We start from the raw sequence: 24,603 nt of genomic DNA, 5'->3' as shown, positions 1-24,603 counted from the left end.
CTTTGGGGAGATGGCTGGCTCTGGTTTCCCAGCACTTGTGACACGGCCAACAGTTGCATCAAAACGTCGAGCATCGAGGTGTTTGATGGTGTTAATGAACAGATTGGCGAAAAGTGAGATCGCGGAGTAAAATTGGTTGAATGTCAATCCAGGACATATTGATGCCCGGAGGAAAGCCGGTCGGTGCGCCAGGATCAAGTTCTGACATTCGAGAGGTGCAAGGCGGACTGCGGGAAGCTCAAAATTTCTTTGACGAACTTAAAAAAGGTGGTTCGCCCAAACTTGGTACTACGCATCCGAATGCATTTGACCTTTCAGGCGGAGGCGCGGTGGGGTTTCGACCTGCCTCGAAATCCGGCCCGCCGACCATCGACGTGAACATTCCTGGCATCCCGATCAGAAAGATCAAGTTTGTCTGAGGTAAGTGATGGCAACCGTGGTGCATAAAGAAGCCGACGTGCTCGATCGCATTTGGCAGGAATGCGAGGACGATTATGTCGGGCTTTGGTCAATCTATCGGCAGGCCAAAGAGGCTGGCCTGGATGATCCCAAGCTTTGGACGCTGGCGATTGTCTCGTTTCTGCTGCATGCCAACATTGTTCAGGCCGGGGCGCCGGACGACCAAGGCGGATTCATTCCCTGGAAGTCGAGCCCTGATGATGCTTGGAGGAGGATCGCCAGCGAGTGGCAGAACCTGCAGCGAGAGCCAGACATTGGCGACATCGTGTGGTTTACCACGCCAGCAACGTCCCATCGCCCGTAGGTAGGTATTGCTTCGATTCAAGAAAACAAAGGGTGGGGCGATTCTCGTTTGCCTTGCGCCCTCTTTTTCATTTCGGACGGACTTACTTGAGTTCCTGTTCAACAACCCTGACGTCGTACTCTGATCCACTGCGAAAGAATTCAAAAGTCGTGGAGCGAATGTCTTCCTCGCGTCGGTTCTGATAGGACGTTTCGAGCATCAGGAGCCGATCCTCGAAGGCTGAGGGAAAAAAACATCGCAAGACGCTTGAATGGTTCATGTCGAGCAAATCCACGATTTCGCGTTTCGTAGACCCTTCTCCGAACGTCCACCAAATTCGTGTTTCCGCGTCGATGCTTTGCAGACGGCTTGAGGGAGGGCGACTATTAAGATCGGCGAAGTACTTTGCCGTATCCTCATCGACACGAACCATTAATTCGGCGTCAAAGTATTCAAGTTGACGCATCGTTTCCGACGCCGAATCACGTATCCTAATAACCCACCGCGCCTGGCGCGCAGCTCGCCGTTCCCCGAGCCGTTTCGCGAGCTTCTCGGCTTGAGCGGCCGCGGCTTCTTGGGCCTTAGCCGCCTCACCTGCCGTCGACTGGATTGCTTGCTTGCCGCGTTCATTGATCGTCTCTTTGGGTATCTCAACCTGTCGCACATCTTCGTATGCGAGTTGCTTTGGTTTAGTCGGCGGTTCGACGTGCCTGGGCAAGGGTTCTAACAAGTCTTCAGGCGGAGCCGGCTTGTTATCGGGAACACTCGGCGCGTCATCGGGGAGTCGCACGACGTCGACGTGAGGGACGGTGTGGACGGGCTCGAACGATGCTGTCGCAATCAAGCCAATGGCGAAAGCCAAGAGTCCGTGGATGATCGCTGATGCGAGAGACGATTTAGGCAGTTCGTGGTTTGGGGAGTACTGTTCGTAAAACCCTTGCTCATCCTCTGTCGTGGAGTCTTTAGGCCGAGGATCGCCGGACGTTGAACCAGGATTCGACATGGTGTTTGTACCCCAACGCGCTAACCGCGATTTACGCGAGACGAACTGCGGTTTAACTGCGAGCCATGCTCCGGGAAATTGTTTTGTCTGGGCCGCTATCCTGCTCGGTGTGCGATTCAGCGGACAGGACTACGAAAACATGTGCCGGCACTTGGGGCATTGCACTTGTCGGGCGGCCGCCGGCACGCGCATCTTGGACTGGCATTGCGGGCAGTTCACGATTCGGTTCGACGTGTCGGCCGGCGCGGGCTGTCGCACCGGGTCGGGGGTGTCGAACGGTGTGCCGGCGGCACGGTCAATGACCATCGGCTGTCGACAGACCAGGCATGGCGTGGTCGTGCCGCGCACCTCGTCTTCGAGGAGTTGGAACTTCTGGCAACTGGGGCACTGCACGCGGAAGGGCATCGCTACGAAACCGCCAAGAACTCTGGAAACCGCCACCCAACTATTGAATCGTCAAGGAATCGACAAATGCCCGTTCGCGCTCGATGTCCGCTTCGGTCAGCCCGTATTCGCGCTTGATCTCCACCTGGGCCAGCCGGCCACCGGTCATGTCCAGGGCCATCACGCTGATCCGTCCGCTGCCATCGTAGTGTAATCGCACCTGGATGGGGGACCGCGCCGGCAAGTTCGGCGGCAAGTCCGAGATCACACACTCGCCGATCGTGATATTGTCCTCGGCGTTGGGGGCCTCGCCTTCCAAGATGGGCACCTTCACCGAGCTGACTCCGGCGCGGTCCAACGGGTAAATCCGGCTGAACGAGGCGGGCAATCGAGTGTTCTTCGGAATCAAAATGTCATTCACCCGCCAGCGCTTTTTCGCCACCTTGTCTTCCTTGAGCGCGGCTACGCCCAGGCTGTAAGCGTTGACGTTGCCGACGACGATTTTGCCCAACTCCTCGAGCGCGCCGTCGTCAAGCACCAGTTCACCCGCGTTGCCGCGCGCGGCCAAAATGCCGGCGTGAATGGCCGCTCCCCGAGCGACGACCTGGTCGGGATCCAAGCTGTTATCGGGCTTTTTGCCCGAGATGTTCTGCAACATGGCGGGCACCATTTGCATTTTGGTGCTGCCACCGACCAGCAGAATCCGGTCAACCTGGTTCCAAGTCAGCTTGGCCTGTTGCAGCACCAGATCCGTGACAATGTGCGTGTGGGACAACAGCCCTTCGGTCAACTTCTCGAACTTCTCGCGCGTCAGCTTGACCTTCAGGTTGTGCCCTTCGTGAAAGCATTCGATCGTGGCCGAGGGGAGCCCGCGCGACAGCACGCGCTTGGCCTTTTCGGCCTGGGCGGCCAAGACATCGCGGCGTTGTTCATCGTCCAGCGGGTTGGCGTTGAACTGTTGGCGGAACTCCTGGGCCACGTATTCGACGACTTTGTCGTCCCAATCTTTGCCTCCCAGCTTCACCGCGCCGTCGGTGGCAATGGTCTCGAAGTGCTTGTCGGCCAGCTTGACCACGGTCACGTCAAAGGTGCCACCACCCAGGTCATAGACCAGCACGGTCATCTGGCCGCCGGGAATGTCGATCAGCTTGCCGGTGGCGCCGGCCCCTTCGGCGGCGTAGGACAGGGCGGCGGCCGTCGGCTCGTTGATGATGTCCAGGACTTCCAGCCCGGCGATTCGCCCCGCGTCCTGGGTGGCTTTGCGGCGGGTGTCGTCGAAAAAGGCGGGCACGGTAATCACGGCCTTGTGGATCGGGCCGATATGCCGCTCGGCGTCTTGCTTGAGCTTGCGCAAGACAATGGCCGACAAGGTTTCGGGCCGGTATTGCCGGCCCCCCAAGGCGCGCGAGAAAACCGGCCGTCCCAGCTCGCGCTTGACGAACATGGCCACGTCGCCCGAACCCGAGGCGGCAGCCTCGCGGGCGGCTTGGCCAACGATGGCCGTGTTACCTTCCAGGTAGATGGCGCTGGGGGTCAGCGGCTCGGCGTCGCTGTTCGGGATGACGGTGGCGGTGCCTTGCGCATTGAGGTGCGCGATGACCGAAAAGGTAGTCCCCAGGTCGATTCCGACGAGATTTTCCCTGCCCACCGTCGACACTTGCGTTTTGCTCCTTGTCGAGCGCTCTGGCCGCCGTTCGCATGGCCGCTCGACCAGCCCGTTTTAACACACATCGCGGAGTGTTGCAAAACAAGGGGTTATCGCAGCCATTGCCCGAGGCGTGCGACAAGTTGACGGTGCTTGGACCGTGGCACGTTCCACGCCCGCTTTGGTCGCTGGCGGCGGACTCGTTATACTGGCCAGCGACATCCGCGCGGTGCTGACCGGGCAACGCGCCAGGGGCAACACGCCGGCGGGGCAGGTATTCTTCGGCGTCGATTCACAGTCGCCGCGACCACTCATGAGTTTCGATCCCTACTCGGACTGGTTGGCCATTCCCGCGACGGGGCAAAAGCCGACCCATTACGAGCTGCTGGGCATTCCCCCGTTCACCGCCGATGTCGAGGTGATCGACGCCGCGGTTCGGCGGCGCACGGCGGAGGTCAATCGCTATCGCACCGGCAAGCGCGAGGAGACCGCCCAACGCTTGCTAGAAGAGGTGCTCGAAGCGCATCGGGTCTTGAAAGACGCCACGACACGTGGTGAATACGACGCCGCGCTGAACGCGACTTTGACACCCGTGACGGCAAGTACGGTCGAGGATGAGTTGCCGTTCTCGCTCGAATTGCCGCTTGACGAGGGGGACGCCGAAGCCGACGACGCGCCCAACCCGATGCCGGTCATCCTGGCGACGATCGTTGCCGATGGCCTGGCGCCGCCTCCTCTGCCGCCGGTCAGGCTCCCCGAAAAGCAGGTGCTCGACGCGCTGCTGGACCCGGCGCCGGCGTCATTTCCGACGCTTTCTCTCATCAAGCCGATCGCACTGGGGCTGGTCGGTGGACTGGCGTTGACGCTGGTTACCTGGTTGGCCATTAGGTTCGCGCCCGGCGCGCCCTGGTTTCCGCGCTTGGCGGGCGCCGAGGTTCAGAACGTGGAAGCGGGACAGACATTGCAGTTTCAGGCGACACTGGTCGAGCCGCCTCCCAAAGGGCACGTGCGCTATGAAGCGCTCCCCGACTCGCCAGCGGGGTTCACGGTCGATGAAAAGTCGGGGCAATGCGCCTGGCAGGTTGACCGCAAATCGAAACTGGGGCTTCAGCGCGCGGGCGTGCGTGTCAGTGTGGTTGGCAAGGGCGACAACTACGATGACCGTTGGTACGACATCCGCGTTACTCGCTATCAGCCGCGCATCGGACTGGCGACGATTCCCCCCTTCAGCATTCCTGAGGGTGTCGAGTGGACGTTCAGCCCGAGGCTGATCCCCGATCCGTCCGAGCCCAATTTTCCCTGTCGTTGGCAGGCCGACTTGCCCGAGGGGGCGAGCATCGACACCACCAGCGGAGTGATTCGCTGGACTCCCACCGAGCGGCAAGGGCCGGGCGAATATAATGTGCGCCTGAGCGTCGCTCCGGCCGATCGCTCGGGCCAGCCGGCTTTCGCGAGCTTTGACGTCGGCGTGACCGAGGTCAATCAGCCCCCCAAGTGCGTCTTGCCCGAAACCATCGAAGCGGCGGAACTGAAGCCCCTGACGATTAAGGCTAAAGTCGAAGACGAAGATTTGCCGGCCAACCGTGTGACGGTCACGTTGGCCCCCGGGGCGCCCAAGGGGCTGACCTACAACACCTTCAATCACACCATCAGGTGGACGCCGCCGCTTGATTCGGCGGGCCTCTCGCATCGAGTGACGCTGGTGGTGCGTGACAGCGCCGAACCACTGAAGGTTGTCCGAGCAACGTGCGTGATTCTCGTCAAAAGCAGTCGGCCCCAGGGAAAGCCCAATTCGATCGGGATGCAGTTCGTGGAGGTTCCCGTCGGGTCATTGTTGACGGGAGCGTCGGCGAGCGAGCGTGAACCATTCTTCTTGAGCGTCTACGAAGTGACCCAGGACCAATACCAATTGGTGATGCGGAAATCGCCGAGCTGGTTCCGCGGTGACGGCGGAGGACGCAGCTCGGTGAAAGAGGACACCGGCAACTACCCGGTGGAACAGGTGTCATTCGCGGACGCCAAGGACTTTTGTGGCAGACTATCTGAATTGCCGGCCGAGAGGGCCGCCAAGCGAGTTTATCGATTGCCCACCGAGGACGAATGGGAGTATGCCTGCCGCGGGGGAGTCAATTCTTCGTATTCATTTGGCGACGTCTTGAATCGCGACGACGCCAACTTCGGCAATATCTTGCGGCGAACCTGCCGGGTCGGTTCCTATCGAGCCAACGCTTTTGGCTTGTGCGACATGCACGGCAATGTTGCGGAATGGTGTCAGGGGGGCTCCACGGGGCCGGTAGCTCGAGGGGGGTGTTTCAGCTACGACGCAACCCGTTGCCGCTGCACGTCACGGCAAGAGTTCGTGACCAGCCGCCAATCTTCGGTGCTGGTCGGCTTTCGCGTGGTTTACGACCAGAAGCCCTAGAACGCTTCTTGCCACGTTCTAGCGGCGTGGGTGTGGTCATCGGTGTTGCGCAGCAACAAGAAACTCGATGGGCATGCGCAACCCCAAGGGAAACTCACCACCTGCGCGGGACGGCGCTCGAGGTTTCTTGTGGCCTGCGGCCACCCAGGTGCAAGCACCTGGGCCACCCCCGCGGGTTTGGGTGGCACGCCCTCCTAGGGCGTGGGGAAGTGCTGGCGAACTCAGAGACGCTTGTGGCGGTTCACCACGCCCTGCGCTGCGCTTGGGACGTGCCACCCAGCCAAGCTTTTCTGATCGCTGCTCTCGTGACGCGTCACCGTTGTCCGCAAGTCGCGCTTGATTAGTTCTCGAAGCGCATTCGCTAGCGTCGTGTCCCATTGCGGGAATTTCATTCAGGCTTTTTGACAATGCGCGGAGTGCGCGCCTCGCGACTCTCCAAAATCGCCCGCAGGGTTTGCCAGGGCCGCAAACCTTGAAGCGCATAGCGGGAATAACCAATCGACTAATTGCAATCCTAACATAAGTTTCCGCCGCTGATTTCGATTCAACCAATAGCCAACGAGTGTCGCGCCGGGCCCGACTTGCTAGCAAGTCGGGCGCTAGGCGCATCAACCGATCAAGCGTTTCCCTGGCCGACGGCCTTTTGGGCGGATGTGCGATCGCCAACGGATCGCCGTCGGTTCAGTTAGGAAAGGAATTCCTCATATGTCGCTTCGCGATTTTTCGTGGTTGTACCCGCGCTTTACGCGACGCGGCGCGATCACGAGCCTGGCTTGCGCGCTGACCGTGGCGGCCGGGGGCGCGGCTCAAGCTCAGCAGACCGCGACTGACTCGGCGGTTGCGCTGCCGGCTCCGTCGGCCGCCGCCTACCCCATCGTTACGCCCGCCGCGGTGCAAACCGCGTCGTATGACGACAATCGCACGGTCGACCAGCGGCTCCGCGACCTGGAAGCCAGCTACTCGCGGCAACAGTCCGAATACGTCAGCCTGACTCGCGAATTGGCCGAAGCCAAGGCCGCCGCTCCGGCCCCGTACGTGATCGGCAGCGACATCAGGATGAGCGCCTCCTGGAAGAACGGCGCCGAAATGGAATCGGCCAACAAGGACTTCCGCATGAAGCCCCGCGGCCGTACCCAATTGGACTATACCGGCTTCACCGCGGGCTCGCAGCCCTACTACAACACCGGTGCCGCGGGCACCGGTGCGCCGTCGGGCAATGGCGGCATGAACGCGGTCGACTTCCGCCGGTTGCGTCTGGGCGCCGAAGGCACGTTCTTCGAGCAATACGACTGGGCACTCGAAGTGGACTTCATGAACTCGGTGCGGCTCGATCCGACGGCCGCCGGCTTCCAGAAGAACAACTCAGCGAACCAGGTTGGCCTGATCCCCGCGCCGACCGACGTGTGGATTGGCATGCGTGACGTGCCGCTGGTCGGCAACATCCGCGCCGGCAACATCAAGTTCCCCTTTGGCCTGGAACACTCCAACAGCAGCCGCTTCCTCGACTTCATGGAACGCTCGCTGAACCAGGACGCCTTCACGGGTGGCTTCAACAACGGCTTCGCGCCGGGCGTGATGGTGTTCGACTGGAACGAAGACCAGACCGCGACCTATGCCTTGAGCTTGATCAAGAACTCGCAAAGCGCCTACGCCTTTGACGCCGGCAGCCAGAACAACGCATTCCTCAGCCGCGTCACCTGGACGCCGTTCTACGACGAAGCAGCCCACGGCCGCTACATGATGCACGTCGGCTTCGGCACCGAGTACACCGGCACGACCGACGGCCAGTTGCGCATCCGCACCCGCGGTTCGCTGCGTAACGGCATCTCGCAGTACTGGCCGGTGACCTCGGACACTGGGACGTTCTTCTGTCAGGATCAGATCAACCTGAATCCGGAATGGGCGATCGTCGCCGGTCGCTGGCACCTGCAAGCCGAGTACATGGCTTCGTTCTTGCAAGGGGCCACGCCGTTGGCGCCGGTGGCTGGTGTGCGCACGAACCAGTACGTCTGTGGCTACTATGCCCAGGTCATGTACTTCTTGACTGGCGAACACCGCGAATACGAACGCAAGGCGGGCGCTTTTGGTCGTATCGTGCCGCACGAGAACTTCCACTTCCTGCGTCGGAACGGCCGTGGCAGCGGCTCGATCCTGACCAAGGGCGCTTGGCAGATTGGCTACCGCTTCAACGAGTTGAATCTGAACAGCGGATTCATCGGGGGCGGTGTCCAGGACGACCACACATTGGGGCTGAACCACTTCATCAATCCGAACATGAAGATTCAGTACAACTTCGTGGTCAGCAACCGCCAGTTCCCCAATTCCGCCACCGCTCCGGGCGCGACCGCCGCGCCGATTAGCTCGCCGGTCGCGTCGTACGGGTTCGGCATTCGCCTGGCACACGACTTCTAGAAAGTATCTCGACTCTCCGATCCGGACCACCCCGGCGAGGGCCGAAGGGCGCGGCCTGCAACAACTAACCATCGAAACTTAATCCTGCCAAGGAAACATCAACATGAAACGTGTAGCGATCCTCGGCCTGCTGGCGATGCTCGTCAGCATGGCCGCCCAGCAGTTCGCCCAAGGCGAAGGTTGCCGCGGCGACGGCTGTTCGAGCTGCGGCTGCTGCAAAGTGCGCAAGGTTTGCAAGCTGGTGCCCGACGTGAAGAAGATCACCACGTACTGCTATTCGACCAAATGCGATGACTTCTGCTTGAATGGTCACAGCAAGTGCGTCGGCACCCGCCAGGTCTGCGACTGCCACGGCTCGCACTGCGAGAAGTGCATGCAGCCGACCTGCTGTGAAGTGCTGACCCGCCGACTGATCACCAAGACGCCGATCGTCAAGGAAAAGCACGGCTGGAAGTGCGTCGTGGAAACCGTCTGCTGCGGCTGCGGCGAATGCTGTGGCGAGCGTGCCGCCAGCGACGTGGAAGCCCAGGCCCTGATCCAAGACGCCGAGAAGCTTGGCGTGGTGCCGGTCTCGGCCCAGGAACCGCTCGTGTTCCCGATCGAGGAAACCTCGATTGCGAACCAGGCAGCGGTCGAAACCCCGGCCCCCAAGGCCAAGTCTCTGTTCCGTTTGCCCTTCGTCAACAAGTAGTTTTCGCACTCCTGAGGGCCTGAGCGGCCACGGGACGTGACTGACAACTTCGCTCCAACCCTGGCTGTCCCAGGGACTTAGCATCAGGCCCCGGCGATGGACTTCTCGCCGGGGGCTCTTTTTTTTGAACCAAACACAGCGCTGACACGAAACTAACATTCGTTGCGTAACTTACCTGTACTCGATCGGTCGCCGCTGGCGCCGACGAGCAACTGGTTCAGGATTAACGCAATGTTGATGATGGTTCGTTGGTTGGCAATCGTAGTCGTGGTTGGGACGGTGAGCGGCGTGCGCGCCGAGCAGGCCAGCACTTGGGTTGGTCGTTCGGTCATGTTGCGAACCGCCAGTGCCCAACTCCAAGAGTTGGCTGGCACGGCCGCGCCGGAGCCCGGCGAGTTGATCGAAGTCGCGGATGTGCGCGGCGAATTGCTCCGCATCGACCACGGCTGGATTCATCGCGATGATGTCGTGGCCGCCGAAGACGCCATCGAACATTTCAGCGAGCAACTCCGCGACGAACGCACTGTCTTTGCCCTGACGAGTCGTTGCCAGGCGTACGCCGCCAAGGGGGAGTATCAGCGCGCCATCGGCGATTGTGCGGAGATTCTAGAGCTGGCCCCCCAGTCGGCTTCGGCGCGTGGCAATCGGGCCTGGCTCTACTTGCAAGTCGGCGAGTATCGCGACGCCCGGCGTGACGCCTCGGCCGCGATCAAGCTCGACCCTGGCCACGCGGCTAATTTCTCGATTCGGGGACTGGCCTACCTGGAACTGGGAAAGACCGACGACGCGATCGCCGACTTTAATCAGGCCATCCGGCTGAATCCCCAGTCGGCTTCGGCCTACAACAGCCGTGGCACGGCTCACGCCGAGCGAGGTGACCACCGCCGCGCCATCGCTGACATTTCACGCTCGATTGAACTTGATCCGGCGCCGCGCCGAACCGCTTACAATCCGTATTACAACCGTGGCCGCTCGTTGGCCGAGTTGGGACGGCATCAGGATGCGATCGCCGACTTTACCAAGGCGATCGAGTTCGATGGCGAGCATTCCCCGGCGTATCTGAGTCGCGCCGAATGCTGGGACGCCATCGGGGAAGAGAAGCGTTCCACGGCCGACTACATTCGCGCGGCCGAACTCGACGATCAGGCCCCACTGCCGCGGTCGTAGTAGTCTGAAGGCGGCTAGCGGAAATTAGTCGCTGTAGGGGACTTCTTCCCGCATCCCGGCTCGCTTCGCGCGAATCGGCTCGTAGTCGAAGTTGTCCTGCCGCTTCTTCCACCAACGGAAGCCACTTGCAAAAGGATTCAACGACGGCCGTGGTGGAGCGGCCGAGCTGATAGTCTCGCTTGGCGGACAAGCGGGCATGCTGAGCGGCTGCTGCCCAGGCGTATAGCCCGGCGACAGCGACGCACCCGGCGGCGCGTAACCTTGCGGAGCGCTGTTTCCCTGGGGAGCGCCATACGGCGCTGGCAGTGGGTAAGCATTCGGCGGCGCGGCATTCGCGCCAGGCGGCGGGGCGTTTGTACCCGCCGCGGGATACCCGGCGGTCGGATTGCCCGGCGGCGTCACCGCTGGGTATTGCGGCGCGGGCGCTTGCAGCGCTGGACCCGTGGGCGGATACGCCGCGGCCGAAGCGCCGGGATTGATCGGGGTTCCGTAGGCGGCGGGCGTCGCCGTTCCCGGCGCGGGCGAGAAATTTGGCGGCGCGCCATACGGCGAGGTCGCGGTGGCGGCCATTGGCCACGCTGGCGCAGGGGCCGCGTTTGCGGCGGCGACATCTTTCGACGAGCTTTTACAGCCGCTCACTCCCAACAGGCAGCCCGCCGAAAGAGCGGTGCCGCATACGATCAATAGTCGAGGCATCGGTCGGACCTGTTAGAGATTGTGGCGCGGCACATCGGGATACGAACCGCAAACGCGAGTCACCTAGCGCGCAACCGGTTCGCCACCCCCTATATTCGGCCGAATCGACAAGGTCGTATGATTAGACTTGCTTGTTTGGTCCATTGCCGGCCGCTAGCGACGCTTGCGTGCTGGTGCTGATTCGACGCTTCAGGCTGCCCAGGTGGGCGCAATAAAAAAGGGTTGGAGACGTTTGCGTCTCCAACCCTCTGAAAGCAGCTTCGGTATTCGTTCGCTAGCAGGCCTCAGGGCCGCTCGGCGAAGTCTTTAACTTTGGTATGGAAACGATTCCGAACGGCCGCGTTGATAGCCGGCGGGCCATTCCGGATTGGTTTCGCCGTCGCCCGACGGCACATACGCCGGCGTCGTGTTGCCGAAGGCATCGACTTCCGAACTCAACACCACATCGACGTCACCTTGCAGACCATTGCGCTCGAAGATGATTTCAACCTTCTGGCCAGGCTTGTGCCCGGTGACGACGCGAATTACGTCATGGAAGTTCTTGATCTCTTCGTCGCCGATCGCGACGATCTTGTCTCCCGGCAGCAAGCCAGCGCGGAAAGCTGGGCTGTTCGGGGCCACGCGCACCACCCGGGCGGTGCCGGTTCGAGTCATGGTCACCCCCAACGCGCCGCGGGCCTTGACCCCTTCGGCATTGGCAAACGGGGCAAACGCGGTCAAAGCGACAAACATCGCAATTGCTAGAAACTTCATCGTGACGTCTCCTTCAGCCGGCGGCCAAAAGAACTGGTTGTATTAAGCTGTTACGATCAGCCGAGCCGGCAAGGCTGAGTGGCTCGCACTAATCATTATCTAATAAAACAGTAGCGCATCTTTAACTAGATTTCAAGCTTGATGTTGCGTAACCCCAGGCAGCGACAAGGGTTTAGACGAGGCTGAAATGTTAGAAGTCTAACAATGTTAGCGAGTCAGCACTTCCATAAACTGAAAATCCGAATCAGCTTAGCGAATATCGCCGGCTGTCGACTTTTTAGAAACGCGCAATTTCGTTGAGCAGAAAACGACGCGCTATTTTTCTGAAAAATTCTTCAGCGCCGCCAGCGCGACGCGAATCTGATCATAGGTGGCCGCTCCGCGCAGCGCTTCGAACAACGGCGTCAGTTGACCGGTTTCGACCTGACACGCGGCCTGCCTGATTTGTTCGAACAGGCCGGCATCGAGCCACGGAGTCGGGTCGTCGATCTCGCGTTCCGTCATGAATTCCAGCAAATAGCTTTGCACCGTCGAAGGGGCTCGGCTGAGTTTCTGACAGACGTCCTCAATGCTACGCCGCTGGGCGAACAGCTCGAAGGCCGCCGCTTTGGCCCCTTTTGAGCTTCGCTTAGGCGCCACGGTTGGCTCGTCATCAAACGATTCAATGGTGCGACCGTCACCCACCCCGTGCAGTTCGCAATAGCTGCGAATCGCGGCGATGAACTCGGCTCCATACTGCGCGCACTTCTGCTGCCCAACGCCATGCACTGCCAGCATCTGTTCCGGCGTCATGGGCCGCCGTCGGGCCATGTCGCGCAGCGTGACATCGCTGAACACCACAAACGGCGGCAGCCCCCGTTCGTCAGCCTTGCGGCGGCGCAGCGAGCGCAGGCTCTCAAACAGTTCCCGATCGACCCCTTCCCACGACTCCTTGGCCGCCCGCGATTCACGCCGCGGCTTGGTCGAAGGTTTCAACAGCCGTGGCGTGGCGTTCCCGCGCAACAGTTCCCGACCGCTCGCCGTGATTTGCAGCACGTTGTATTCGCCACTCTTGGCCAGAAACCCTTGCTCGACCAGTTGCTCGACCCAGCCGCGGATGTGCTTCGAGTCGAACTCTTGCAGAATGCCGTGCGTGCTGAGCTGATCGTGTTCACGTTCCAGGATGCGTTGCTCGCGCGAACCGACCAATACGTTCGTGACGTACGCGGCGCCAAAGCCACTTTGCAGCCGCACGACGCACGACAGAATCTTCTGAGCAATCACCAGCGCGTCGGCCTGATACTCGACATCCCCCAGGCACACATCGCACGCGCCGCAGTTCTCGTTCGGCAGCGTTTGGCCAAAGTAGTTCACAATCGCCTGGTGTCGGCAATTCACCGTCAAGCAGAACTTCTCGATACCGTCCAACAGCGCCATCGCCGCCTCGAGCGCCGGCGGCGGTAGCTCGCTCTGCATCCGTCGCCAAGCCATGAAGTCGGCGCCGGAAAAGAACAGACAGCACTCAGCTTCGAGCCCGTCGCGCCCCGCGCGGCCGCTTTCTTGCTGGTAGCTTTCCAGCGACTTGGGCGCGGCGGCATGTAGCACGAAGCGCACGTCCGATTTGTCGATCCCCATGCCGAACGCCACGGTGGCGACGATGATTTTTACCCGATCATTGGCAAACGCCTCCTGGCTGTCGTGCCGAGCGCGCTCGTCCATGCCCGCGTGGTAAGGGGCCGCCGTGTAGCCCGCAGCCTGCAATTGCTCGCACAACTCGTCGACGTCGGCTCGTCGCAGACAGTAAATCACGCCCGATTCGTCGGCGTGGCGTTCGATCACCTCGGTGATCTGTTTCATCTTGTCGCCGCGGCGCAACACGCGATAGACCAGGTTTGGCCGGTCGAACGCGCCGACCAGTGTCTCGGGGCGTTCCAGTCGCAACTCGCGGGCGATCTCTTCTCGCACCGTGGCGGTGGCCGTGGCCGTATAGGCGTGGACCGGCGTGTCGGGGAATGTTTCCTTCAGGAGCTTCAGTTCGCGATATTCGGGGCGGAAGTCGTGGCCCCACTGGCTGATGCAGTGGGCCTCGTCGATGGCAAAGAACGACAGCTTGACACCGGTTAGAAACGTCAACATCTGCTCCGATGTCAACCGCTCAGGAGAAAGATACAGCAGCTTGAGCCGCTCGGCCCGAATCTCGTCGGCCACGCGGCGGCGCTCGGCCGGCGACGACGTGCTGTTCACCGCGGCCGCGGCCACGCCCCGGTCGACCAGCGCATCGACCTGGTCCTTCATCAGACTGATCAGCGGCGAAACCACCACGGCCAGCCCGGGCATGCACAGCGCCGGAGCTTGAAAGCAGAGCGACTTTCCGCCGCCCGTCGGCAGGACGACCAGCGAATCGCGCCGCGTCAGGGCCAATTGCATGGCCTCGGCCTGCAACGGACGCAACTCGTCAAAACCCCAATATTGGCGCACCACGGCGCGAAGCTGTTTCATTGGTTCCATGAAACAGCATTTGACCGAACGACTAGATGCCCCACAAGTGGCCGGCGATCATGCTCAATACCAACGACTCTGCCCACGAGAGAGCCTTTGTGTGAGCCATTGGCGGGCTGCGGCCGATGGGTGAGAACTCATATTGAAATGGAACTTATCCCCATTGTCACTCTCTATCAGGTGCGTTTGCGCAGCGCGATCGGCTACATTACGCCGGCGGACAAGCTGGTGGGTCGCGAGCAGGCAATCTTCGACGCGCGTGATGCCAAGCTGAAAAGCGCGTGAGAAAGACGCGCCCAGCGGCGTCAGACGCAGCGCACCGCTTGCACCGGAACACAGGGAAAGGCTAGCCTGGGGCCAGGGGCGGCAATGAGCACCCCTGGTCTGCGTGAACGCTCGGAAAACAACTGCGGCGGAGCCGCTCCACTGATCCGTTCGGAGTTCGAATTGTCACCAACCGTCGTTTCTTTAGACCGCTAATCTCCGGCCGCCGAAACTCCGCTTCACGCTGAACTAGTACAGTTCGCTGAAGGAGGCGCTGGTGAGCGATTAGCCGACGCCGAACTTGAAGCGAAGAAACGCCACGAAGCCTGATAACGCAGCAACCGCGATGCCAGCCGTCGAAGCATCGACCGGGCCGCTAGTCGTCGAGTTGGTCGACGTTAGCCTATCGTCGGATGTAAGCCCCTGTCGATTTTGCGTTGGGCGGCTGTCATCGGCGTGGACCGATTCCGACGCATCGCCCTGTAAGTCCCAGCGTTGGTGTAGCGCCAGAATATCAGTTTCGGTTTCCGCTCGCCCGTGAGCCAAAATGGTTTCCTTTTCACGTTGAAAATCGGCGAAGCGCTGGCGGGCTTCTTGGTCAAGTCGCACTTTGGTGGCAGCAATTATTTCCGCGTCCTGCTTCTTAAAACTGGCAACCCGCGCCTGTTCTTCCGCCTTGTGGCGAGCAGAGGCTGTTTCACGGTATTCGCTAACGGCAAGATTACGGCATTCCCGCTGAAACTGCATTGCTCGTTGCTGCTGAACGCTCAGTTCCCCTAATCTGAACGCTTCAGCGCGGGTTCGTGCCAGATCGTATTTATACGTAGCGCTGTTCTGCTCTTGGGCCGACTTTGCCCGCGCGTTTGCTCTGGTGTATCGCAGTTCCGCGCCGACTATTAACTTCCTGCCTTCCTCAAAGTCTAATGCTTCGTTCAAATCCCACTTCTGTTCATACTCGGCTATGTTGCGCTGTAGCTTAGCGAGTGATTCGCGCGATAGACTCGCATTTTCCTCACTCCATTTTTGCCGACGCTCAAGCGTTTCGAGTTCAACGGCAGCGCTCTTGGCAGACTGAATCTGATCTTCGGTCGTTTGCCAACGGACGATAGCTTCAGTTAGTCGAACATTTGTGCGAGCGTCACCTGCACGGCGCTGTTGCGCCTCCATCTCATGCCGGCGAGCCGCCTGGGCTGCTAACTCGGTTTCGCGGCGCACGCGTTCAACTGCAATGCGTTCCTGCGGCGATTCCAATCCGTAATCGTAAGCCGGAGAATAGTTACCCAAGCTTGGTGCGCTCGAAGCGTACAAAGATGGTGAAGTGCGATACGAGTTGCTGTTACTCGGCCGCGATCTCGTTCCCCAAGCACCGGTATACGGATTGATATTGCCCGCAGCCGACCAATTGTTGGCGAAGATGCCATCGGGATTAGAGCGATAGTGCGGCCGAACGTAAGCGCCGTTGGATTTGACATGGCTCCGCACGGCAACGTCGGCCTGAGTATTCTCAGCGCCGAATATGGTGGCCAACGAGAGAACGATCAAACCACCGCCGATTCGAGTGAACATGGCGATACCCCATTGGTTCGACAAAGCGTCGTGGTCGATTGTCCGATGGCCGTATCTGCGGTCAATGATATTTTGCGGGTTTGTAACTATTGCCTGAGACTGCGCAAGCTGGGTAGCTGAGCGGCCTCGCTATCGAATCCCGCGTCTGCGACGAGCGTGCCCACCTTCACGCGGCGCGACGTTTTCCCTTTTATTGTTCAGACGAGACCAATGCGAGGTGTTGATTTCTCGCCCATTCCTGAAGAACCCGGTTTGCGAGCGTTTCTTGCCACCAGAAAAACTCGACGACGCCTGCTAACACTGTGACAATCGCGGCTACACCTACGGCATTTTCCATATCATCAATCCGAGGCGTCGCAGTCAACCTGATGCGGCTTTCACCGCTTCTGAAACAGCGGGCTCGTCACTAACAACTCGACGATCGTGGCCAGGCGGTAGTCTTCGCCCTGGGCTTGTTCGACGATTCGTTTCAATTCGCCGCGATCCGAGAAGGTCATCCCGCGGCGCAGCGCGTACGTCGCCAGCTTGTCGGTGAACGCGGCCGCGAAGCGGTCCAGGTCGTCGAGCATCAGCCGTTTCAGCTCCGCCGCGTCGGCAAAGCCGCGGCCGTCGTACAACTCGCCGCTGGGGTCGAGCGTCGGGTCAGCGCCGGTCCCGTCGCGCACCGTCTCGACCGTCCGCCAGCGGCCGATCGCGTCGTAGTTGTCGAACGCCACGCCCAGCGGATCGATCTTGCGGTGACAGGCCGTGCAGTTCGGGTCCGAGCGATGCAGTTCCAGCTTCTCGCGCACCGTCATCTTGCGGGCGTTGGCCTCGGGCGTGCCCAGCGGCGGCACATTGGCCGGCGGTGGCGGAGGCGCGCGGCCGACGATCGATTCGAGCACCCAGACGCCGCGATGGACCGGCCGATGGCGCGTGCCGTCCGAGGTCAGACCGAGAATCGCCCCTTGCGTCAACAAGCCGCCGCGATGGTCCGCGGGCTTCAGCGCCACGCGTCGCATCGGCTCCCCCTGGACGCCGGCAATGCCATAATGCTCGGCCAGTCGCTCGTTGAGCATCGTCCAATCCGAGTCGAGGAACTGGCTGAGGCTGGCGTTCTTCGTCAGCACCTCGCGGAAGAAGCCGACCGTTTCGGCGATCATGCTCCGTTCCAGGTACTCGTCGTACTCGGGGTACAGCACCTTGTCGGGGGCGAACATGCCGACCTTGCGCAGTTGCAGCCACTGGTGCGGAAATGTCTCGGCAAACTCGGCCGCCTTGGGATCGGCGAGCATCCGGCGAACTTCCTCGCGCAGGGTGGCCGGCTCGTGCAACTTGCCGGCGCGGGCCAATTGGAACAGCCGCTCGTCAGGCATCGAACTCCACAAGAAGTAAGACAACCGCGAGGCCAGCTCCCAATCGTTCAAACGCGGACTCGCCTTCGTGGCCGAGCCTTCCTCCAGGTACAGAAAGCTCTTCGAGCAAAGCGCCGCCAACAATACCGAGCGGATCGATTGCTCGAAGCTGTCGCCCAGTTTTTGCTGCTCGGTGAACAACTCGACCAGTCGGACCACTTCGGCGTCGGTCACCGGGCGGCGCCAGGCGCGCTCGGCAAACCGGGCGATGATCCGCCGAGCGTAATCGGCGTCGTTTGTCGCCCCCTGGCCAGCGAAGAATATCTGCTCGTGCGCCGGCGTGGGCCACGAGGCGTTGAGCGGGCCTTCCCAGGAGATTTCATCGAGCAACAGAAATGGCACGATTGGCTTGTAGTCGTCGTCGGTGAACTTGATCTGCCACGGCACCCGGCTTTGCAGGTTGGTAAAGGTGTTCGGCGTGCCGCTGGCGCGCGAGCGGCGAGCCTCGGGGTTGGGGCCGGCCACGGCGTTGACGATGCGAATCTGGTGCTGCCCAGCCGGCAGGTGGGTGATGAATTCGATTTCGGCCGGCTTGTCTTCGGGGGCTTCGATGTCCTGCTCGAACAAGGTGCGACTCAGCGAGCCGGCGTACAGACGCAGCCGCGGCGCGCGCCCGCCAGCGGGGCGCAGACCGCTGACCTTGATCCGCACGCGGTAGTTCCCCGGCGACTTGAGGGCCAGCGTCTTGTCGTCGAGCGCGCCGTTGTTGGGCACCAGATCGACGCGGACTTTATCGGCGATGCCGCGGGCGGTGTATTCCTTTTCAAACCCCTTCCAGCCGCGCAGCTCGAACGGCGTCCAGCGGACCAGCTCTTGCTTGGGCTGGGGGCCAATCGCCAGGGCTTCGTTCAACACCGCTTCGGCCGCGGCCAGGTACTTTTCGACGTGGGCCGGTGACAGGGTCAGCACCGAGCCGATGCGCTGGAACCCTTGCCAGTCGGGATCCTCGGGGAGCCCGGTCGGATCGGTCACGTCGAACGTCACGCCCAGTAGATCGCGAATCGTGTTGGCGTACTCCTCGCGCGACAACTTGCGGAACGACACTCGCTCGCCGCCGATCGATTGCAGGGCGACTTCCGCCTCGTGCAACTGGGCGGCAATCCACTCGGCCACGTGGGCCACGTCGTCGGCCTTGGGTCGGGGGCGATCCTCGGGGGGCATGTCACCCGAGTTGATCCGGTTCATGATCTCCTCCCAGTGGGCCATCGTCTTGGGAGAATCGAAGTTGATCGGCAGCGTGTCAACCCGCAGGTCACCCTTTTGCAACTTGCCGCCGTGGCACTCGTTGCAATGCGCGGCAAAGAAGGGGCGAACCGTGGTGTCGAGCCCGGCGGGTTGCGTCGGCGCGGCCAGGGCCGACGTGGCGCAGGTCATTGCCAAGAACAATGCAGCGCTCGCGAGTCGCCGCATTTGCCCCCCTCGCCCCTCCGTGGGAGAGGGGCTGAGGGTGAGGGGGAGACGCATCTCTAAAGTTACCACTCGATGGTTCATGTTCCGGTTGTTGCTACTTATTTCTTGGCGGTCTGTTGCTGTTTGGCCTGCTCGGTGACTTGCTGGTGTGTTTCGACGCCGACCCAGAGATCGGTGCAGCGCGACGGATTGCCGGTTTGCTCGCCGGTCAGGTTGACCAGCACCACATCGCCGAGTTTCAGGTCAGCCAGCTTGGCTTGGCCGTCCTTGGTCCAAACCTGCGTGGCGTCGCTCACCCGCAACTCGGTGCGGGCCACGTCAGGGGGCGCTTCCATGTCGCCGTTGTAGTTCTTGACCTGTGGCATCTGCCGGGCGACGTTCAGCTTGCCTTCGTCCAGTCGCAACGCTTCGATGCGATAGGTCAGGGCGTTCTGCGCCAGGTGGCTGTATTCGTCGGCAATCAGGTTCACTTGGGTGAAGTTGCCGCTGGTGTTCTGAAACATGTGAAACCGGTAGCGCTGACCCGGTGGCAGGTCGCCCAGTTTGGCCGGTGCGTTCAGGCGCGCGAGTGTCGCCGTCGACAGCAGCGTGAAGTCGACCAGCTTGCCGGTTCGGTCCTGGCGGAATTGGCCGCGTTGGTGCTCGGCATCGACGCTTACCAACTCGCCGAACATCACGTGCTCGGCAAACTTGGGGGGCGCTTCGCCCACACGCACCTGGTACCAGGGCAGGTGTTCGTTGCCGTAATCGGTTCGGAAGGGGAACTGGGCCGGGTATTCCTTGGGGGTACACTCGACGACTTCCTGGTTCAGCAACCGGGCGTAGCCGTAACCCATCAGGCTTTCGCCATAGAACTGATCCTTGAGTGGCCAGCCTGCGCCGAACACGCGGACCACGCGGCCGCGGCGGAAGCCTTCGAGCATGTAGTTGACTGTGAACACAATCTGCACGCCGCTGTTCCCGTGTGCGTCGGTTGAGATGTACTTTACTTCCTTAATCGTCCCTTTTTCCTTGTCGACCGGCGGATTCCAAGTGCGCAATTCGTCGTTGGCCACGCAGCAATTGGTGCCAGCGCCGACCTTGAGATCGTCCTTCCAGGTTTGCTGGAACGACTTGGTGTCGCCGCTGAACAGCGTGGCGGTCAGTTCGTTGCCCGAAGTCCGATCGATCCAGCCAGGCAAGCCGCGAAACTTGGTGAACGCCGTGAACTTGTCACGTTGTGTCTTGGTGGCCAACTGGTGCGTCTCGGCGCCGACCCAGATGTCGACGCATCGGCCAGGACTCTTGGCGGTTTTGCCCGTCAGATTGTAGAGCATGTCGTCACCGGGCTTTAGGTCGGCGAGGGCAATCTGCTTGTCGCCGCGCCAGACTCGCGTGGCCGCCGTGACGAGCAGCTCTTTCTTGCCCAGGTCAGGCTGCTGCTTGGCGAGGCTTTGCTTGGTGCAAAGAAGCTTCCCTTCGGCCAGCATCAGTTCGTCCAGGCGGTACGAGAAGCGATGCCCAGCGTCGATGCTGAACTGATCCTGCATCGTGGCCAGCCGGTTGAAGTTCCCTTGCGAGTCTTGATTCAAGAAGAAGAGGAAGAACGTCCCCAGCGGCACGTCGCGCAGGTCGGCTTCGGCGTTCAGGTGAATGACCGACCCGTACGGCGGCATCGAAAAATCAATCAGCTCGCCGGTGTGCGTCGCGCGAAATTGTCCAGTGCGATGAATGAAGTCGGCGCTGACCAGTTCGCCGCTGATCCGCCGGTCGGAATGATGGGGCGGAAACTCACCGTTCTTGGGCACATACCAAGGAAGATCGGCGTTGGCGAAATCAGTCCGGAACGGATAACGCTCGTCGACTTTGCTGGCTATGTCGTCAGCCGGCGCAGCCAACAACGGCGCCGCGAACGCAGCGCACAGCAGAATTAACAACCAGCACTCAACGCGCAGTTTCATCGCGAAGTCTCGATAGAAAATAATTGAGCCGCTTCGAAGCGCGCTCACATCAAGGGTGGGACATCAGGCGGGGAGCAAAAACTCGGCGAGTCAGCACTGCTTCGCCCCTTCACCCTCAACCCCTCTCCCACGGAGGGGCGAGGGGAGAATATGGCGGGCGACTACACCAATTCCGAAACCGGGCCCAGGCTGTCGACGAATGTTTCGGCTTTCACGTCCATCTTCTGTAGCATGGTCAGCATCACGTTGCTGAGCCGGGCCTTTTCGTCCTTGGGCTTGCCACACAGGGCTCGCCATTCGTCGTAGTCGAGCTTGTAATCGGCGACGTGCGACTTGTTGTAGTCAATATGCTGGCCATGCTTCAGGCCCAGGCCCCGCCCGCCCGCCAACAAAATCGGCAGGTTGCTGTTCGAGTGGCTGTGGCCGTAGCTCATGCCGCTGCCAAACAGGACCATCGTCCGGTCGAGCATCGGGTCGTCCCCGTCGCGGACGCTGCTCAATTGATCGAGGAAGTGGGCGAACTGTTCCATGATGAACCGGTCGCTGCGGGCCAGGCGCTCGAGCACCACTGGGTCGCCATTATGGTGTGAAAGATTGTGCCGCGCTTGGGTGATGCCGATTTCCGGAATGGCCAGGCCGTTCCCTTCCGACCCATTCATGTAGGTGACCACCCGGGTCAGATCGGTTCGCAGGGCCAGCACGATCAGGTCGAACATCGTGCGCCAATACTCGCCGGCAGTGTTCTTGGACACATCGCGCTGGAACGGCGCTGAGTCTTTCTTGTCGAGCACCGGCTTGGGGACATTGAGCCAGGCGTCGAGCCGCTCGGTTCGCTGTTCGACGTCGCGCACCGAGTGAAGGTATTCGTCCAGCTTGGTCCGGTCGTCGCTGGCCAGTTCGCGGCGCAGCGATCGGGCATCGTCGAGCACGGCGTCCAGCACGCTGCGCCGCTTGGCTAGTCGCGTCCGCTGGGCCGCCACGCCGCCCGGCTCCGCGCCGAACAGCCGGTTGAAAATGTGCTTGGGGTTGTCCTCGGCCGGCAATGGCACGCCGTCGCGCGAGAAGGCCAGCGTCGCCGAGTTCAAGGGCCGCCCCGTGCCCGAGGCGATCGACAGTTCCAGCGACGGGAAGCGTGTGTGCTGGGCGGTGACTTCGGCCATCAACTGATCGCACGAGATCGTGTTCTCGTACTTGCGGGCGCTTTGCGCGTCGATCTTGGCGCCGGTCAGCCAAGTGTCGGCGCAGACGTGCGCCTGCCCCAAGCCATTGGGGTGATGCAGACCGCTAAAGACGGTCACCTCGGCGCGGTGTTTGGCCAGCGGCTCGAGCGACGGCGAGAACTCGAAGTCGCGCCCGGGCTGCTTGATCTGCCAGGCCATGCCGTTGACGCCGTTGGGAATATAGACGAACACGCTGCGCCGTGGCTTGTCGACCGGGGCCGCAGTGGCCGCGCGAAGCGGGACCATCGAGTTCAACAAGGGCAAGGCGACCGAAGCGCCGATACCGCGGAGGAAGTGACGACGATCGAGCAGCCAACGCTGCGAAATGACGTTGCTCACGACAAGCTCTCGGGCCAGGTGGGATAATTAGGTGGGCAGGCTTGCCATTGTAGCCGGACGGCCCACCGGCGCAAAGAATTATCTCGGCCGGAACTCTTGTCATGGCCGGGATTTAACTTGCGGCGAATGAATGCACTTTGGCCGTGCGGGCGGATGTTTCCAGGGAGAGGAATGTTCGGTGACGGTGTTCGCACGTTTCAGGTCGCACGGCCAGAAGCGTGACACGTCGGGAACCGCCAATTAGAGTTCGATGAGACGCACTTCTTTCCTCATATTGTCGCCGTTGACCTATGCCATCGATTATCCGCCACGCCTGCGGCCTGGCCACCGCTGTCTTGCTTGTTGTCGTCGCGCCGGCCATTGCCCTTGCGCGGCAGCCAAACGTCATTATTATTCTCAGCGACGACCAAGGGTACGCCGACCTGGGCTGTTACGGGGCCGAGGGGTTCACGACGCCCCACTTGGACCAGATGGCCGTCGAGGGGATGCGGTTCCAAGAGTTTCACGTCGCCTCGTCGGTCTGCTCGCCGTCGCGCGCGGCCTTGATGACCGGTTGCTATCCCCAGCGCGTTGGATTGCCGGTGGTGATCGAGGCGGATTCCCCCTATGGACTAAGCGCTGCCGAAGAGACGTTGCCCGAGTTGCTGCGCCGAGCTGGCTATGCCACTGGCATGGTCGGCAAGTGGCACTTGGGGGATCGGCCGCAGTTCCTGCCCACGCGGCACGGCTTTGACCAGTACTTCGGCATTCCCTACTCGAACGACCAGTGGCCGCGGCACCCGACTAAGAAGATTTTCTTTCCCGACCTGCCGTTGATGGAGCAGGAGAAGATCGTCGAATACAACCCGGACCAATCGCTGCTGGTCCAGCGTTACACCGAGCGGGCGGTGAAGTTCATCGAGAGTAATCGCGACCGGCCATTCTTCTTGTACCTATGCCATCACATGCCCCACGTGCCGTTGTTTGTCTCGGAGAAGTTCCGCGGCAAGTCGCCGCGCGGATCGTACGGCGACGCCTGCATGGAAGTCGATTGGTCCGTAGGCGAAGTGTTGTCGGCGTTGAAGCGCGCGAAGATCGACGAGGACACGCTGGTCGTCTTCTTGTCGGACAACGGACCGTGGCTCAGCTACGGCAACCACGGCGGCTCGGCCAAGCCGCTGCGCGAAGGGAAGACGACCAGCTTTGAAGGAGGCTTCCGCGTGCCGTGCATTGCTCGCTGGCCGGGGCACGTGGCGGCGGGGCGAGTTTGCTTGGAACTGACGACCGCGATGGACTTGCTGCCGACGATTGCGCGGCTGGCCGGCGCGCCGCTGCCGACGAACAAGATCGACGGCCTCGACATCTGGCCCCTGATGGCGGGCGAGCACGGGGCCAAGACTCCGCACCAGGCGTTCTATTACTACAACGCCTGGAATCTCGAAGCGGTCCGATCGGGACCGTGGAAGCTGATGCTACCCCACACGCGTTACGCGGTCGTCGAGCCCGGCGCGGACGGCATGCCCGGCAAGCACGAATGGACCAACGCGACGCTAGCGCTTTACGACATGGTGAACGATCCGGGCGAAACGAGCGACGTGTCGCTCGAACATCCGGACGTGGTCGAGCAACTGATGAAGCACGTGGCCGCGGCCCGCGAGGACCTGGGGGACGGCGCGATGCGCGTGAACCCGGAGAAGAAAGATTTCTTCCAGGCGCGGAAGCTGTTCCGAATTCCGGGAAAGAACACGCGCCCGCCAGGGCGATGAGGCGGGGTCTTTTCCGCTTCTCATTTTGAACCGCAGAGGCGCAGAGGACGCAGAGAAGACGCGGAGGGGATGAAGAGAGGCAGGTGAGACAGATTCAATTGGCGCGCGTTCACTGCATCGCTTTCACTCTTTGGCGGCAAGCGGCGCGAGCGATGAACACCCCTCCCTCTCAGGGAGGGGCAGGGGGGAGGGTAAAGACGTCGTGGGCCTTGCACCCGTCCATCATCCTATGGCACGAAGCAACCCTTCTCCCTCGGGGAGAAGGTGGCCGATAGGCCGGATGAGGGTCAACGTCGCCCGAGCGGAAGGCGTGACATCAGGCCACGTGGACC

The 24,603-nt window shown here is 61.4% G+C and carries 18 protein-coding genes; 8 read left to right on the top strand and 10 right to left on the bottom strand.

The features are described 5' to 3' along the window. The first annotated feature begins 140 nt into the window (after positions 1-140). Positions 141-419, top strand: coding sequence for a hypothetical protein (locus tag JSS27_04710; protein MBS0208237.1), 279 nt, complete (start codon positions 141-143; stop codon positions 417-419). An 8-nt stretch (positions 420-427) separates the two neighbouring features. Then, entirely contained in the window at positions 428-763 is a 336-nt protein-coding gene (locus JSS27_04705; protein MBS0208236.1) for a hypothetical protein, read from the top strand. 82 nt (positions 764-845) lie between these two features. Here JSS27_04705 and JSS27_04700 read toward each other — a convergent pair whose 3' ends face one another. From JSS27_04700 to JSS27_04690, 3 genes are all read right to left on the bottom strand, one after another. Further along, the gene (locus JSS27_04700; GenBank protein ID MBS0208235.1) at positions 846-1,745 is read right to left on the bottom strand and encodes a hypothetical protein; all 900 of its coding nucleotides are present in this window, start codon (positions 1,743-1,745) and stop codon (positions 846-848) included. A gap of 129 nt (positions 1,746-1,874) precedes the next feature. Next, positions 1,875-2,150, bottom strand: a complete 276-nt coding sequence (locus JSS27_04695; GenBank protein ID MBS0208234.1) for a hypothetical protein — start codon at positions 2,148-2,150, stop codon at positions 1,875-1,877. Between the two features lie 40 nt (positions 2,151-2,190). Then, positions 2,191-3,777, bottom strand: coding sequence for an Hsp70 family protein (locus tag JSS27_04690; protein MBS0208233.1), 1,587 nt, complete (start codon positions 3,775-3,777; stop codon positions 2,191-2,193). 157 nt (positions 3,778-3,934) lie between these two features. On the opposite strand from JSS27_04690, the gene JSS27_04685 reads away from it, so the two are divergent. From JSS27_04685 to JSS27_04670, 4 genes are all read left to right on the top strand, one after another. Beyond that, positions 3,935-6,196: an SUMF1/EgtB/PvdO family nonheme iron enzyme gene (locus JSS27_04685; protein MBS0208232.1), complete on the top strand. Its 2,262-nt coding sequence runs from the start codon at positions 3,935-3,937 to the stop codon at positions 6,194-6,196. A gap of 705 nt (positions 6,197-6,901) precedes the next feature. Next, entirely contained in the window at positions 6,902-8,608 is a 1,707-nt protein-coding gene (locus JSS27_04680; GenBank protein ID MBS0208231.1) for a hypothetical protein, read from the top strand. A gap of 103 nt (positions 8,609-8,711) precedes the next feature. Next, positions 8,712-9,299, top strand: coding sequence for a hypothetical protein (locus tag JSS27_04675; protein ID MBS0208230.1), 588 nt, complete (start codon positions 8,712-8,714; stop codon positions 9,297-9,299). Positions 9,300-9,530: 231 nt separating this feature from the next. Further along, positions 9,531-10,466 carry a tetratricopeptide repeat protein gene (locus tag JSS27_04670; protein MBS0208229.1) on the top strand — a complete coding sequence of 312 codons (936 nt, stop codon included), beginning with the start codon at positions 9,531-9,533 and terminating at the stop codon, positions 10,464-10,466. Between the two features lie 24 nt (positions 10,467-10,490). Here JSS27_04670 and JSS27_04665 read toward each other — a convergent pair whose 3' ends face one another. The 3 genes from JSS27_04665 to recQ all read right to left on the bottom strand — a co-directional run bounded on the left by JSS27_04665 (position 10,491) and on the right by recQ (position 14,402). After that, a complete protein-coding gene (locus JSS27_04665) occupies positions 10,491-11,036 on the bottom strand; it encodes a hypothetical protein (protein MBS0208228.1) in 546 nt (181 codons plus the stop codon). Between the two features lie 432 nt (positions 11,037-11,468). Continuing rightward, positions 11,469-11,915, bottom strand: coding sequence for a PDZ domain-containing protein (locus JSS27_04660; protein MBS0208227.1), 447 nt, complete (start codon positions 11,913-11,915; stop codon positions 11,469-11,471). A 315-nt stretch (positions 11,916-12,230) separates the two neighbouring features. Then, positions 12,231-14,402 carry a DNA helicase RecQ gene (gene recQ / locus JSS27_04655; protein MBS0208226.1) on the bottom strand — a complete coding sequence of 724 codons (2,172 nt, stop codon included), beginning with the start codon at positions 14,400-14,402 and terminating at the stop codon, positions 12,231-12,233. 138 nt (positions 14,403-14,540) lie between these two features. Between recQ and JSS27_04650 the strand changes: the two genes are divergently transcribed. Beyond that, positions 14,541-14,678 carry a hypothetical protein gene (locus JSS27_04650; protein ID MBS0208225.1) on the top strand — a complete coding sequence of 46 codons (138 nt, stop codon included), beginning with the start codon at positions 14,541-14,543 and terminating at the stop codon, positions 14,676-14,678. A 264-nt stretch (positions 14,679-14,942) separates the two neighbouring features. Here the strand turns inward: JSS27_04650 and JSS27_04645 are convergent, their stop codons facing one another. The 4 genes from JSS27_04645 to JSS27_04630 all read right to left on the bottom strand — a co-directional run bounded on the left by JSS27_04645 (position 14,943) and on the right by JSS27_04630 (position 22,526). Further along, positions 14,943-16,223: a hypothetical protein gene (locus JSS27_04645; protein ID MBS0208224.1), complete on the bottom strand. Its 1,281-nt coding sequence runs from the start codon at positions 16,221-16,223 to the stop codon at positions 14,943-14,945. 377 nt (positions 16,224-16,600) lie between these two features. Then, positions 16,601-19,027, bottom strand: a complete 2,427-nt coding sequence (locus JSS27_04640) for a DUF1592 domain-containing protein (protein MBS0208223.1) — start codon at positions 19,025-19,027, stop codon at positions 16,601-16,603. Between the two features lie 98 nt (positions 19,028-19,125). Continuing rightward, positions 19,126-20,907 carry a hypothetical protein gene (locus JSS27_04635; protein ID MBS0208222.1) on the bottom strand — a complete coding sequence of 594 codons (1,782 nt, stop codon included), beginning with the start codon at positions 20,905-20,907 and terminating at the stop codon, positions 19,126-19,128. Between the two features lie 221 nt (positions 20,908-21,128). Continuing rightward, positions 21,129-22,526: a DUF1552 domain-containing protein gene (locus JSS27_04630; protein ID MBS0208221.1), complete on the bottom strand. Its 1,398-nt coding sequence runs from the start codon at positions 22,524-22,526 to the stop codon at positions 21,129-21,131. A 290-nt stretch (positions 22,527-22,816) separates the two neighbouring features. Between JSS27_04630 and JSS27_04625 the strand changes: the two genes are divergently transcribed. Continuing rightward, entirely contained in the window at positions 22,817-24,271 is a 1,455-nt protein-coding gene (locus JSS27_04625) for a sulfatase (protein ID MBS0208220.1), read from the top strand. Positions 24,272-24,603 lie beyond the last annotated feature (332 nt).

This window comes from Planctomycetota bacterium (assembly GCA_018242585.1).
In the GTDB taxonomy this organism is placed as follows: domain Bacteria; phylum Planctomycetota; class Planctomycetia; order Pirellulales; family PNKZ01; genus JAFEBQ01.
This window is presented reverse-complemented; position numbering and strand designations above follow the sequence as displayed.

Excerpts from the sequence above, each read along its gene's own strand:
- JSS27_04710 (MBS0208237.1), top strand. The coding sequence starts at position 141 with ATGTCAATCCAGGACATATTGATGCCCGGAGGAAAGCCGGTCGGTGCG.
- JSS27_04705 (MBS0208236.1), top strand. The coding sequence starts at position 428 with ATGGCAACCGTGGTGCATAAAGAAGCCGACGTGCTCGATCGCATTTGG.
- JSS27_04700 (MBS0208235.1), bottom strand. The coding sequence starts at position 1,745 with ATGTCGAATCCTGGTTCAACGTCCGGCGATCCTCGGCCTAAAGACTCC.
- JSS27_04695 (MBS0208234.1), bottom strand. The coding sequence starts at position 2,150 with ATGCCCTTCCGCGTGCAGTGCCCCAGTTGCCAGAAGTTCCAACTCCTC.
- JSS27_04680 (MBS0208231.1), top strand. The coding sequence starts at position 6,902 with ATGTCGCTTCGCGATTTTTCGTGGTTGTACCCGCGCTTTACGCGACGC.
- JSS27_04675 (MBS0208230.1), top strand. The coding sequence starts at position 8,712 with ATGAAACGTGTAGCGATCCTCGGCCTGCTGGCGATGCTCGTCAGCATG.
- JSS27_04670 (MBS0208229.1), top strand. The coding sequence starts at position 9,531 with ATGTTGATGATGGTTCGTTGGTTGGCAATCGTAGTCGTGGTTGGGACG.
- JSS27_04665 (MBS0208228.1), bottom strand. The coding sequence starts at position 11,036 with ATGGCCGCCACCGCGACCTCGCCGTATGGCGCGCCGCCAAATTTCTCG.
- JSS27_04660 (MBS0208227.1), bottom strand. The coding sequence starts at position 11,915 with ATGAAGTTTCTAGCAATTGCGATGTTTGTCGCTTTGACCGCGTTTGCC.
- recQ (MBS0208226.1), bottom strand. The coding sequence starts at position 14,402 with ATGGAACCAATGAAACAGCTTCGCGCCGTGGTGCGCCAATATTGGGGT.
- JSS27_04650 (MBS0208225.1), top strand. The coding sequence starts at position 14,541 with ATGGAACTTATCCCCATTGTCACTCTCTATCAGGTGCGTTTGCGCAGC.
- JSS27_04645 (MBS0208224.1), bottom strand. The coding sequence starts at position 16,223 with ATGTTCACTCGAATCGGCGGTGGTTTGATCGTTCTCTCGTTGGCCACC.
- JSS27_04640 (MBS0208223.1), bottom strand. The coding sequence starts at position 19,027 with ATGCGGCGACTCGCGAGCGCTGCATTGTTCTTGGCAATGACCTGCGCC.
- JSS27_04625 (MBS0208220.1), top strand. The coding sequence starts at position 22,817 with ATGCCATCGATTATCCGCCACGCCTGCGGCCTGGCCACCGCTGTCTTG.